Below are 11,520 nucleotides of genomic sequence, written 5' to 3'. Positions count from 1 at the left end.
TTTTATACAAGAATAGTAAAGGAGCTAGGGCATGGACATTATTCCAGCGATTGATTTGATTGGCGGTAAGAGTGTGCGCCTGAGTCAGGGCGATTATCAGCAGCAGATTGACATGCCGATGTCGGTGACGGAGGCGGTGACGTATTATAGCCAATTTCCACAAGTGCGCCGGATTCATGTGGTGGATTTGATTGGGGCGGCTGAGCAAATGGCGATGGAAACATCGACGATTAGCGAGATTAAGGCAGTGAGTCAGCTGCCCTTGGAATTGGGTGGTGGCTTACGTGATCAGGAAACGCTTGAGAGCTACGATAAGTTAGGCATTGATTATTTTATTCTGGGGTCAAGAGCCATCATGGATGTGCCTTGGTTGACGGAGATGGTTGCTTTGTATCCCAATCGTATTTTTGTCGGTATCGATTGTAAGGATGAAGATATTTATATTAATGGTTGGAAGGAAAATTCTGGTCGCCAGATTAATGAATACGTAGCGGAAATTGAAGATTTGCCCATTGCAGGTATTATTTATACGGATATCTATAAAGATGGGATGCAGCAAGGACCAAATGTAGAACGGACAGGTAAGTTGCAAGAGATTACCCACCATGATGTGATTGCAAGTGGTGGGGTGCGGAGTCGACATGATTTGGACGCACTTGAAGCTGTTGGTATTGGACAAGCGATTGTGGGCAAGGCTGCTCAGGATCCTGCATTTTGGAAAGGACTATAAAAATGAAAAAAATTATCCCATGTTTAGATACGAAAGACGGTAAATTGGTAAAAGGCGTAAACTTTGTGAACGTGAAAGAATTGGGGGACCCAGTTGAATTCGCCAAAGGTTATTCTGATGATGGTGCAGATGAATTGGTCATTCTAGATATTACGAAAACATCGGAGGGACACGCTTTACGTACTGAGATGATCCGTCAAGTTGTGGCAGTCATTGATATTCCACTAACAGTTGGTGGTGGTATTGCAACTTTACAAGATATCCAAGATGCTTTAGACGCAGGTGCCAGCAAAGTTGGTATCAACTCAGCAGCCGCTAAGAATCCAGATTTTATTAACGAAGCTGTTGCTGCATATGGTTCTGACAAAATAACGATTGCGGTGGATATGGCTTATGATGAAGAAAAAGAAGGCTACTTCTTATATACGAATGCCGGACAAACCCAAGAAGATGTGGATGCATTAGCATGGTGTCAAGAATGTGAAGCGCGGGGAGCAGGTGCTTTACTGATTACCTCAATTGATACAGATGGTGCCTACACAGGTTTCGACATTCCATTCTTAAAATTTGCAAGTGAAGCGGTTAATATTCCAATCATCGCTTCCGGTGGTGCGGGTTCAATTGGTGATTTCATTGAATTATTTGAAGAAACAAACATCGAAGCTGGTTTAGCGGCTTCTATTTTCCACAAAAAAGAAGTAACCGTTAGCGAATTGAAGACTGCGCTAGCCAATGAAGGGATTGAAGTAGCAAATGCCTAATATTGATTTTGACAAGAATGGTGGTCTAGTGCCAGCAATTTTGCAAAACGCCAATACCAAACAAGTCTTGATGATGGGCTATATGAACCGAGAGGCTTATGATTTAACGGTCAAGGAAGGTGTCGCATGGTTTTACTCACGGTCCAAGGGTCGCTTGTGGCAAAAGGGCGAAACATCCGGTAACGTGCAGTATGTCGTGAAAATCGAAGAAGACTGCGATAACGATACCTTGCTATTGCAGGTTAATCCAGCTGGTCCCACCTGTCATTTAGGCACCAATTCATGTTTTGGGGATGATTATTTTAACTTGAACGTCCTGGAACGCACCATTGGGGATAAGATTGCCAATCCTATGGAAGGTTCCTATACCAATTATTTGGTTACTGAAGGTTTAGATAAAATCCTGAAAAAATGTGGCGAGGAAATGACGGAAGTGGTCATTGCAGCAAAAATCAGGTGGCTGGTCTAAGTAAAGCAGAATTATTGAATGAGACGTCGGATCTTCTGTACCACTTATTCGTGCTATTACAAAATCAAGGGATAGCTTTGGAAGAAGTGGAGGCTGTGTTGGGTCAACGTCATGGCCAAAGTCACGATTATTCAGTGCGAAAAGAAATTAAAAACTACTAAAAATAACTCAAATAGCATGTTTTATGAGTTTAACATGAGTGAGTATTAAAATTAAATGAAAAATAGTGTTGACACTTATCATAAAACTTTATATACTAGGGTCAGTAAATAAAACAAGTTGATGCGATGAGAAGTAGAAGTAAACGAGATGTTTTGTGCACAGAAAGTACCGATTGTTGAGAAGGTATGACAGAGACTCGTTGAAAAGTAGACTTTGAGCTGTAGGTGCGATCCATCCTCTGTAAAGAGGGCGGTTGAGTGTTTACCGGGTGCTACCGTTATAAAGCCAGTTGATCGGAAGTAATTCCCGTCGACCTGAGTCTGATTTTCTAACCAATTATCAGAAAAATTAAAGGTGGTACCGCGCAGAAGCGTCCTTTGACTTCACAGTCAGAGGGTGCTTTTTTTATTTACAACGATAAAAAATTTCAAGCAACTAGGCACAATAAAGATAAGACTAAATCCATTTGTCACTAGTCGCAAGCACAACCATATTAGGAGGAAAATTGATGACCTTACTCAAAGACTTACAGCAGCTAACCACTGCAATTATCCCAGCGTGTGGGGATGGCCATAGCTTCAAGCTTTTAAGCCAAAGCCAAGCACCAGCAATCTTTCTTTCTGGTCAATTAACCACTGACCATCTGATTGCGGAAGGCGACCAAGGCTTGCTATCCATCACGGAATACAAAAATTATGCCTTTAGCCTGAGCTTAAAAAAACAACAACCACTCATTCTGGATTTACAGTCCGGGTTCGGTAATCCTCTGAATGCTTACTATGCGGCCAAGGAATTGGAACGATCTGGTGCAGATATTATGCTTTTGAGCGATCAAATCTATCCAGCGCATCATACTGATCAACCAGAAACAACTACAGCGCAAGACTTTATCGGTAAGATCCGTGCAGCACTCGATGGCATTGAAAATCCAGATATTCAAATTTGGGCTCGCCTTGAGGGCTTGCATAGTTACGGTATTGACGGTTTTTATAATCGCGCCCAATATGCAGCGAATGCTGGGGCATCGGCTATCATTTTAGACCACTATACCGATGAAGATTTACACACACTTTTAGCCGAAGAGTTGCCATTACCCTTGTTGGCAACTTTGAAACCCAACCAGAAACCAACCCGTATTGATCACGATAATTTCTATGGGTACCTAGATCTTGGCTACCTGGATGATCAAGCTGACAAAGCTTTGAAAACTGCAATCCAAACACTATTAGAGGAGGAATTAACCTATGCTGAAAAATGACCGCATGCGTAAGCAATTTAAAGACCATATTTATTCAGGAAAAGCCCTCATGTTACCGGTAGCACCGGATGCGCTAGCCGCTAAAATTGCTGAAAAACTTGGCTTCGACGCAGTATTCTCAGCCGGATATGCAACCAGTGCCTCGGCCTTCGCAATGCCGGACAGAGGGGTAACCGATTTTGGTAAGTCCCTGGAAAGAACCCGCGACATTATCAATGCCGTGAACATCCCCGTTTTCGCAGATGCAGACACCGGATACGGCGATTTAGCTAATGTCCGTCGTACGGTTGAAAATTACGAGGCTATCGGTGCAGCCGGCATCTTCATTGAAGACCAAGTTTGGCCCAAACGCTGTGGTCACATGGCTGGTAAACAGGTAGAACCAACAGAAACGCTAGAAGCTAAGATCAAAACAGCTGTTGCAGCGCGTAAGAATCCAGACTTTTTAATTATGTCACGGACGGATGCTAGAACAGTATACGATTTAGCCGAAGCGATTGAACGTAGCCGCCGCTATAAAGCAGCTGGTGCTGACTTGATTTTCATTGAAGCACCTCGTAGTTTTGAAGAATTTGAAACCATCCACGAGGCCTTCCCAGATACCTATATGATGGCCAATATGATTGAAGGTGGTCTAACACCACTGACCAAAACCGAAGAACTAGAAAAACTGGGTTTCAATATTATCGTTTACCCAACAGCTTTGACATACGCACAAGCCTATACCGAAAAAGAGATGTTACAAACGTTATTAGATGAAGGAACTACAGCATCCTATCAAGATAAAATGATTACCTTCGGCGAATTTAACGAATTTATTGGTCTTGATGACGTGAATGCGCTAGACCAAAAATATGCACCTGAAAACATGCTGCAATTTATGTAGCGAGTTGAATTCAGGAATATAGACGATACAAAAAATATCATTCAGAAATGAGGGAAATAGATGAATTACATGTTGTTAATTATAGGCGCTATTATCTTAGCTATCTTTTTAGGTGAAAAATTCGAAGTCAATGCGGGGATTATAGGGGTTGTCTTTGCTTACCTCATAGGTTCATTTATCATCGGCCTCAGTCCGGATGAAATTTTTGCCTTGTGGCCAGTGGAATTATTCATGGTAATCTTTGGGGTGTCTTTCTTCTTCAATTTTGCAAATGAAAACGGCACGCTTGAAATTATCGGCCGCCACTTGATCTATGCTTTTCGTAACCACTTATTCTGGTTGCCCTTTGGTTTCTTCTTAGCATCAGCCTTGATTTCAGGTCTAGGTGGTTCAATCTGGGGTGCTGTTCCAATCGTTGGCTTCTTAGCCTTGAATATTGCTAAAGAAAACAATTTAGACACGCGCATTATTTCCATCGCTGTAATCGAAGGGGCGCTTGCTGGTGGTTTGTTCCCATTCGGTCCGCTTGGGGCGATTGTACAAGGATTGATTGCAACTACTGGTTTTGCTGATAATGCAGGTAATATTGCGTGGGAGTTATTCTTAGCATCAACTATTTATCCTATCTTATTGTTATTATTCTTAATGTTCTTAGATCGTAAGAATGATGCCTATAAGCATGTTGTGTTAAAAGAACCAGCGCCATTTAACAAGATGCAAAAACGTACGATTACACTAATGAGTATTTTTATTGGGCTATTGCTCTTTTTCCCAATCGCAGACAACTTTACGAACGGTAATATTGCCTTCATCGCAAATATTAATGAGTCCTTGAATCTTGGACTAATGGGTATTGTGTTTGGTTTAATCGCCTATATTTTGAAATTAGCGGATGGACCAACCGTATTAAATCGTACACCATGGTCAGTTATTTGGATGACTTGTGGGATTTCATTATTGATTGGCGTTGGGACACAAGTGGGTATCACGGAAACTCTGGCTCAGCTGATTGCTTATGTACCGACACCAGTTATTCCTGTTACGATTGCTTTATTATGTGGTTGTATGTCTATCTTCTCTTCGACAATCGGGGTTATCGCACCGTTATTCTTCACGACTTTACCAGCTTTGTTCCTAGCAACCGGTTGGAACCCTGCAATTATGGCCATCTGTATTATCATCGGTGGTTTTGCAGCAACGGTTACGCCTTTCTCTGATGGAGGCTCATTGTTATTAGCTTCTTCAGGTTATGACGGGGCAGATCAGAAAAAACTTTATAATACCTTGTTATTTAAAGTAACACCTTTTACGGTAGGTTCAGCCGCATTAACCGCGCTATTCTTGTCGATTATTCATGGGATGTAAGTGATGCGTTGATCCTTTAACTAACGCGGATTCATGATAGCGTATCCTAATAAAAAAGATTGTTGCTTGTCTACCTTTCTCCCCAGAACTAGCTTTCAAGCAAGGATACCATCATGTCAGTAGATAAAAAACGCGGTTGAGATTCTGATCTCAGCCGCGTTTTCTTCTATATATATTAGTAACGGTATTGATAGTTGGTTCCTTGAATGAAGAACTGGGTTTCTTCATAATGGTAGGTAATTTTGGAGTAGTCGAAGGGTTTGCCATTGTGCAGGTGGAAGATGGATTCCGCGCGCAAGGTTGGATCACCGACATTTAAGTGTAGGTGTTCAGCTTCGTCTGCTTTTAATTTGCCCACGCGTAAAAAGTGGTCACCATAACCGATGGGAATTTCCAGGTCTTCGGTGATGTAATCAAAGATTGAGGCAGAAGCAATATCTTCACTTAAATAAGGGATAATGTCTTTGTCAAAATAGGATTCTTCAATACCGAATGGCCGTCCCTCGATGTAACGGATACGAACAACATGATAAACTTTTGTTTTATCGGGGTGTTCGATTTTTAAATTTTCGATGGCCTCCGCGTTAGGTTCAACTAATTCTAGGGTTAATATTTTTGATTCAATTTTGAATTGACTGAGGGTGGAATTAAAGCCACCAATATTCAAGAGGTTAATGTAACCTTTGCGGGTATTGCCTCGTACATAGACCCCAGAACCGCGCACTTGATAAATTAAGCCTTGTCGCTCAAGGTCGTTTAATGCGGATAGGACAGTATTTTTACTCACTTTATAATAATCAACCATTTCCTGGATGCTGGGTAATTTATCGTCAGCCTCCAGTTCGTGGTCATGTATGTAGCGGACTAGGTCGCCTGCTACTTCTTCATATTTTGCCATAATATCATAAACCTCCCTTTATGTATTTGGCCTATTATAACATGAAAACACTTACAAATACAAATTGTTAGGGTACACATTTTCTTTACACCATATAATATGAGTATCTCATTTGTTGACTGAGAAGGTAATTTAATTGGCAATTTTGACTAAGAAGCGTATCATTCTTAGTAACAAGTGAAGTCATGCACCTAATGGCCACATAAAGGAGTACAGATATGACAGTTTACGAATATAATGTGACAAATGCAGCCGGTGAACAAGTAGCAATGTCCGAATTTCAAGGGGACTTATTATTGATTGTGAACACGGCGACCAAGTGTGGATTGGCACCACAATTGGAAGGGCTTGAGGACCTGTACCAAAAATATCAAGACCAAGGTTTTAAGGTACTCGGTTTTCCATCGAATTCATTTTTACAGGAACCGCAAGATGGGAAGGGCGCTGCCCAAGCGTGTGCGATGAAATTTGGCACATCATTCCCCATGTTTGATAAGGTTGCGGTGAATGGTCCCAAAACCGATCCTCTATTTACATACTTGAAGGATGCTTCGGGTAATGGTGTCGTGAAATGGAACTATACCAAGTTTTTAGTTGATCGTGAGGGCAATTTCGTAAAACGTTTTGCACCGACGACGGAACCAGTTGATATCGAAACATCTATTCAAGCATATCTTTAATCAGTGAAAAGGACATCCAGTGTTGCGCTGGGTGTTTTTTGTTGTCTACGTGCATTGCTTATAGGTGCGTAATTTCTATCCCCGAAACACATTTGCTTGCGTGATTATTTAGTGGGCCATCATTTCTTGCGCAATTGTGATACCCGTCATGTTTGCTGGGTAGTATGTAGGCCAATGGTCAAATTCTTCAAGTAGGGCCTCATGGCTTTCGCCGCCCCAGTAAATATGATAGTGGCCATTTTTGACAGGCGCAATATTATGGTCGGAGAATTGGACGTATTTGTATACGTCAGCATCTGGATCAGTACTTTCAAATAGGTAACGAACGCCACGGTTACCCTTGGCGTAGGTTAAGATTTTGTAGCCTACATATTTGTAAGCGTATTTTTTACTTTGACCATCGCTAATAAATTCAATACGATTCTTGTCGATATTGATGTGAGTGATGTCAGTTTGATAGCCAGTTGTGTAGTAGTCTTTGTATTCTTTGCTTGTCATATCACCCTTAAGTTTGGCTTTGTAGTCGAAGACTTGGTCGAGTGTCCCGTCTTCTAGATAGGGATAAATAGATTGCCACTCGCCAGCATAATCAGCTAAACTGCGGTCTTTCACATCGGCATCATTGAAGTAACCGTTATAAACTGTTTTTTCGACTGGCTCAGACTGGCTAGCTGGTTTGGATTGGCTAGTTGCCTCTTTTGGTGCAGGTGAGTTGGTCGTCAATTGTAGTGCTGCAAGATTATCTTCCATGACTGAGATATAGTTGGCACCTTTCCGGATGGCCTCCTGAGTCAAGTTCTCTAAAGGATTGAGAACAGCGGTTTTGACACCAACTTCTTCAGCTAAGGTCTTGGCTAGTTTGTCAGAGCTGGCCTCTTCATAGTAAATATATGAAATGTTGTTCTCTTCCACATAATCGGCTAATTGTGCTAAACGGTCTGCTGAAGGTTCGGCGTGAGGGGTTAAACCGGCAATACCAATTTGATTTAGGCCATAATCGACAGCTAGATATTTGAACGCCGTGTGGGCAGTAACGAAATCGGTACGGCTAGCATCGGATAGGGCTTCGGTATAGGCTTGATCTAAGGCTGTCAGTTCTTTGATATAGGCATCTGCATTGGCTTGGAAAATATCAGCCTTATCTGGGTATAAGGACTTCAATTGCTTGGCAATGGAAGTCACTTCCAGAATGGCACGATGAGGCGATGACCAAGTGTGTGGATCATAGGTATGGCTGTGGCCTCGTGACTTTCATGGTCGGTCGTCTCTCCAGATGTATACTCATGCGCATCTTCCTCTCCTGGCAGTAAAACCATATCTTTTGTGCCCTTGATAACATTGACATCTGAATTCAAGCTCTCTGCCGTATCACTCACCCAAGTTTCCATATTTTCGTTGTGGTAAATGAGGCTGTCCACTTGGTTCAGCTCGGCGAGTGTTTTGGCAGATGGTTCATAGTCATGTGCTTCGGTTCCGGCAGGCAGGAGCAATTTGACATCGGCCGTGTTCCCAACAATTTCTTTGGTAAATTCATAGACAGGATAGATCGTTGTGGCGATTTGTAATTTACTTGTGGACGATTTTAAACTTGGCGCTTCATTTAGACTAGTGCAGGCGGCAAGTAAGCCGATACTAGCCAAAAGAACCGCTACTTTACGAAACATTTTATTCATTTTTCTTTACCTCTCCTTCATGTAATTTGCTGTTGCATAAGAAGCGTAAAGGGTACCCAATAAACCACAAAGTGCCTTAGCTAGAGGCGGGGTTTACTTCTTCAAAAACATAAAGCGTAATGATTACGATTTAACAAAAGCTAATTTAGCATGTAAGTTTGGCCGGGGTCAAGGCTTTTTTACATGAAATATGATTCATGTAATCATATAAGCGCAAAATAGTTGTATTTTAGGTGAATAAAGTTTTCATTTTTTTTGAAATAAATTATAATAAGATTAGAAAAACAAAGGAGTGAATTACATGAAGGTGGCTATCGTTCAAACCGCTTTGATTCAAGGTCAAGTGGCTAGAAACATGCAAATCATCCAAGATGCCTTGACGGAGGCGGCTTTGGCGAACCCAGACGTCATCGTCCTACCCGAACTGTGGAATACCTCGTTTTTACCTGAAAACGTCCATGAAATCGCTGATATAGACGGCAAAGAAACACGTGCGCTCCTAAGTACTTTTGCAAAAAGCAATCACGTGAATATTGTCGGCGGATCTGTGGCAAATATCAGAGGAAACGACTTATTTAATACGGTATATGTGTATGACCGCGAAGGCTCAAAAATTGCCGCGTATGACAAGGCACACTTATTCTCACCCGCTGGCGAGAATGATTATTTTAAAGCGGGCACGGAATCTGTTACTTTCGAATTAGACGGCGTTACTTGTGGCGTGGTTACCTGTTATGATTTACGTTTTCCTGAATGGGTGCGTGAACTGGCTTTGGCCGATGCCCAGGTGGTATTTGTACCAGCAGCATGGCCAGCAACGCGTAATGTCCACTGGGATGTTTTGAATCGTGCACGTGCTATTGAAAACCAAATGTATGTGGTGGCGGTGAATAGTATTGGATTAGTAAATCCCACAGGCGATGTGTATGGCGGACACTCGGTAATTGTTGATCCTTGGGGTTCATATGTTGTGGAGCCGGATGATGATAATGAAATCAAAGTGGGCGAGATTGATTTTGATGTAATTGATGGCATTCGTTCGAAGATTAATGTCTTTAATGACCGTCGCCCGGATATTTATACAATCTAGTAGTTGGTGGATAGGCGAATCAATAGTATTTGTGCGGAATCTTTTCTATAATAGAATGAAGAGAGAATGAGTGGTGTATTTTTGCCACAAGAAAAGGGGTAGCATAATGACTTTGCATTTAAATATGACTGAGTTTGGTCCTGAGGCAGTGAATGAGCAGGGACATAATTGGGCGTTAGATAAGACGAATGGTTTTTCGCCTTTGAATACGTTTGTCTTATCGGTTGCGGCTTGTTCATCTGGTGTCTATCGTGATATTTTGGTGAATTCCAAAATTGAACATGAAATTCATGATGTGACGATTGATTTTGATCGCGCTGAGGAGGCACCAAGACCGGTAACGGCGATTGAAATTACAATCCATGTGACAGTGCCTGAGGAGGACCGTGGTCGTGCGGAACGTGCGACGAAGATGATTCATAAGTATTGCCCGGTAGTTCAAAGTATTGATCCGAATATCGTTGTGACTGAACAAGTAGTTTTTCAATAGAAGGAGCGTTTTATGGAATTTGTAACGTTAAATAATGGGGTTGAAATGCCCGTTTTAGGTACTGGTACCAACACTTTTGGTAAGGTAAATGGTGATTATTTCGGCGATATCAATGATGATACGACTGAATTACTTGCTGCAATTAAGGCTGGTTATCGTTCAATCGATACGGCGATTGCTTACCGTAATGAATCAGTCGTTGGTAAGGCAATCAAAGAGTCAGGTATCCCAAGAGAAGCATTTTTCATCACGTCTAAAATTCCTGGGGACCTAGAACATGCTGGTACGGCGGAAAAAGTAGAAGCTTCACTAAATGCTTCGCTTGAAGCCTTAGATACTGACTACATCGACCTATATTTAATTCACCACCCTTGGGATGATGAAAATGAAATGTTACAAACATGGTATGCGTTGGAAAATGCCTACAATGACGGCAAAATCAAGGCTATTGGTGTATCTAACTTTGATCCAGATCAATTGGATATCATCATTGACAACGCACGCATCCAACCAATGGTCAACCAAGTGGAATCGCATGTTGGCAAATGGAATGACGAGATTATTGCTTACAGCTTAGAAAATGATGTTATCCCTACAGCCTGGGGTCCAATGAAGGGGACTGATGACGCAAGTCGTGCGGTCTTAACTGAAATTGGCGACCAATACGGCAAAACTTGGGGACAAGTAGTCTTACGCTATCTAATTGAACGCGGTGTAATTGTGATTCCTAAATCACACAATGCAGGTCGTCAAGCTGATAATTTCAATGTCTTTGACTTTGCCTTATCAGAAGCGGACAAAGAAAAAATCGCTGCTTTATAATATTTTTGATAGGAAGAGGCTAGGACAAAAGGCCTCTAAAAAGGCGTACACAATTCTTAAAAAGAGTTGTGTACGCCTTTTACTTTGAAAAATTCTTATAAATTTTGATTGAAATATATCATGGGAACAGATTAGAGGACTGTAAGGACAAAAATCTATGATTTAAATTTGATATGCTCCCCTAAGTAGACACTTAAAAAAGTAAAATCTACTTTAAGGGGGAGTTTTTTTGCGTT

General features: G+C 41.6%; 12 protein-coding genes, 1 pseudogene and 1 other annotated feature. Of the genes and pseudogenes, 11 read left to right on the top strand and 2 right to left on the bottom strand.

Annotated elements, in window-relative coordinates:
* Nucleotides 1–31: 31 nt before the first annotated feature.
* The 7 genes from B9P78_RS04065 to B9P78_RS04040 all read left to right on the top strand — a co-directional run bounded on the left by B9P78_RS04065 (nt 32) and on the right by B9P78_RS04040 (nt 5,631).
* Nucleotides 32–730 (top strand): HisA/HisF-related TIM barrel protein, encoded by a 699-nt coding sequence (locus B9P78_RS04065; RefSeq protein ID WP_094518257.1) that lies wholly within the window; start codon nt 32–34, stop codon nt 728–730.
* Nucleotides 731–732: 2 nt separating this feature from the next.
* A complete protein-coding gene (gene hisF, locus B9P78_RS04060) occupies nt 733–1,491 on the top strand; it encodes an imidazole glycerol phosphate synthase subunit HisF (RefSeq protein ID WP_094518256.1) in 759 nt (252 codons plus the stop codon).
* The gene (hisIE, locus tag B9P78_RS04055; protein ID WP_369824336.1) at nt 1,484–1,960 is read left to right on the top strand and encodes a bifunctional phosphoribosyl-AMP cyclohydrolase/phosphoribosyl-ATP diphosphatase HisIE; all 477 of its coding nucleotides are present in this window, start codon (nt 1,484–1,486) and stop codon (nt 1,958–1,960) included. The genes hisF and hisIE overlap by 8 nt, the downstream gene beginning before the upstream one ends.
* Entirely contained in the window at nt 1,948–2,121 is a 174-nt protein-coding gene (locus B9P78_RS10660; protein ID WP_369824335.1) for a phosphoribosyl-ATP pyrophosphatase, read from the top strand. Before hisIE ends, B9P78_RS10660 begins: the two co-directional genes overlap by 13 nt.
* A gap of 117 nt (nt 2,122–2,238) precedes the next feature.
* Nucleotides 2,239–2,503 (top strand) — a binding site (T-box leader).
* Nucleotides 2,504–2,630: 127 nt separating this feature from the next.
* Nucleotides 2,631–3,380, top strand: coding sequence for an isocitrate lyase/phosphoenolpyruvate mutase family protein (locus tag B9P78_RS04050; RefSeq protein WP_094518255.1), 750 nt, complete (start codon nt 2,631–2,633; stop codon nt 3,378–3,380).
* Nucleotides 3,367–4,266, top strand: coding sequence for an oxaloacetate decarboxylase (locus B9P78_RS04045; RefSeq protein WP_199445728.1), 900 nt, complete (start codon nt 3,367–3,369; stop codon nt 4,264–4,266). The genes B9P78_RS04050 and B9P78_RS04045 overlap by 14 nt, the downstream gene beginning before the upstream one ends.
* Before the next feature lie 60 nt (nt 4,267–4,326).
* Complete coding sequence (locus tag B9P78_RS04040; protein WP_094518254.1) at nt 4,327–5,631, top strand: SLC13 family permease; 1,305 nt, start codon at nt 4,327–4,329, stop codon at nt 5,629–5,631.
* Between the two features lie 175 nt (nt 5,632–5,806).
* Here B9P78_RS04040 and B9P78_RS04035 read toward each other — a convergent pair whose 3' ends face one another.
* A complete protein-coding gene (locus B9P78_RS04035; protein ID WP_094518253.1) occupies nt 5,807–6,529 on the bottom strand; it encodes a GntR family transcriptional regulator in 723 nt (240 codons plus the stop codon).
* Between the two features lie 218 nt (nt 6,530–6,747).
* On the opposite strand from B9P78_RS04035, the gene B9P78_RS04030 reads away from it, so the two are divergent.
* Nucleotides 6,748–7,209 carry a glutathione peroxidase gene (locus B9P78_RS04030; RefSeq protein WP_094518252.1) on the top strand — a complete coding sequence of 154 codons (462 nt, stop codon included), beginning with the start codon at nt 6,748–6,750 and terminating at the stop codon, nt 7,207–7,209.
* A gap of 108 nt (nt 7,210–7,317) precedes the next feature.
* On the opposite strand, the pseudogene B9P78_RS04025 reads toward B9P78_RS04030, so the two are convergent.
* Nucleotides 7,318–8,873: pseudogene (locus tag B9P78_RS04025) on the bottom strand (metal ABC transporter solute-binding protein, Zn/Mn family).
* Between the two features lie 310 nt (nt 8,874–9,183).
* Between B9P78_RS04025 and B9P78_RS04020 the strand changes: the two are divergent.
* The 3 genes from B9P78_RS04020 to B9P78_RS04010 all read left to right on the top strand — a co-directional run bounded on the left by B9P78_RS04020 (nt 9,184) and on the right by B9P78_RS04010 (nt 11,284).
* Nucleotides 9,184–9,972 carry a carbon-nitrogen family hydrolase gene (locus B9P78_RS04020; RefSeq protein WP_094518251.1) on the top strand — a complete coding sequence of 263 codons (789 nt, stop codon included), beginning with the start codon at nt 9,184–9,186 and terminating at the stop codon, nt 9,970–9,972.
* 106 nt (nt 9,973–10,078) lie between these two features.
* The gene (locus B9P78_RS04015) at nt 10,079–10,462 is read left to right on the top strand and encodes an OsmC family protein (protein ID WP_094518250.1); all 384 of its coding nucleotides are present in this window, start codon (nt 10,079–10,081) and stop codon (nt 10,460–10,462) included.
* Nucleotides 10,463–10,474: 12 nt separating this feature from the next.
* Nucleotides 10,475–11,284, top strand: a complete 810-nt coding sequence (locus B9P78_RS04010) for an aldo/keto reductase (protein ID WP_094518249.1) — start codon at nt 10,475–10,477, stop codon at nt 11,282–11,284.
* Nucleotides 11,285–11,520: the final 236 nt, after the last annotated feature.

Origin of the sequence: Aerococcus sp. 1KP-2016 (assembly GCF_002252085.1) — a bacterium.
GTDB lineage: Bacteria > Bacillota > Bacilli > Lactobacillales > Aerococcaceae > Aerococcus.
Note: the sequence above shows the minus strand (reverse complement) of the source record. Positions and strands in the feature narration are given on the sequence as shown.

Excerpts from the sequence above, each read along its gene's own strand:
- B9P78_RS04065 (WP_094518257.1), top strand. The coding sequence starts at position 32 with ATGGACATTATTCCAGCGATTGATTTGATTGGCGGTAAGAGTGTGCGC.
- hisF (WP_094518256.1), top strand. The coding sequence starts at position 733 with ATGAAAAAAATTATCCCATGTTTAGATACGAAAGACGGTAAATTGGTA.
- hisIE (WP_369824336.1), top strand. The coding sequence starts at position 1,484 with ATGCCTAATATTGATTTTGACAAGAATGGTGGTCTAGTGCCAGCAATT.
- B9P78_RS04050 (WP_094518255.1), top strand. The coding sequence starts at position 2,631 with ATGACCTTACTCAAAGACTTACAGCAGCTAACCACTGCAATTATCCCA.
- B9P78_RS04045 (WP_199445728.1), top strand. The coding sequence starts at position 3,367 with ATGCTGAAAAATGACCGCATGCGTAAGCAATTTAAAGACCATATTTAT.
- B9P78_RS04040 (WP_094518254.1), top strand. The coding sequence starts at position 4,327 with ATGAATTACATGTTGTTAATTATAGGCGCTATTATCTTAGCTATCTTT.
- B9P78_RS04035 (WP_094518253.1), bottom strand. The coding sequence starts at position 6,529 with ATGGCAAAATATGAAGAAGTAGCAGGCGACCTAGTCCGCTACATACAT.
- B9P78_RS04030 (WP_094518252.1), top strand. The coding sequence starts at position 6,748 with ATGACAGTTTACGAATATAATGTGACAAATGCAGCCGGTGAACAAGTA.
- B9P78_RS04020 (WP_094518251.1), top strand. The coding sequence starts at position 9,184 with ATGAAGGTGGCTATCGTTCAAACCGCTTTGATTCAAGGTCAAGTGGCT.
- B9P78_RS04015 (WP_094518250.1), top strand. The coding sequence starts at position 10,079 with ATGACTTTGCATTTAAATATGACTGAGTTTGGTCCTGAGGCAGTGAAT.
- B9P78_RS04010 (WP_094518249.1), top strand. The coding sequence starts at position 10,475 with ATGGAATTTGTAACGTTAAATAATGGGGTTGAAATGCCCGTTTTAGGT.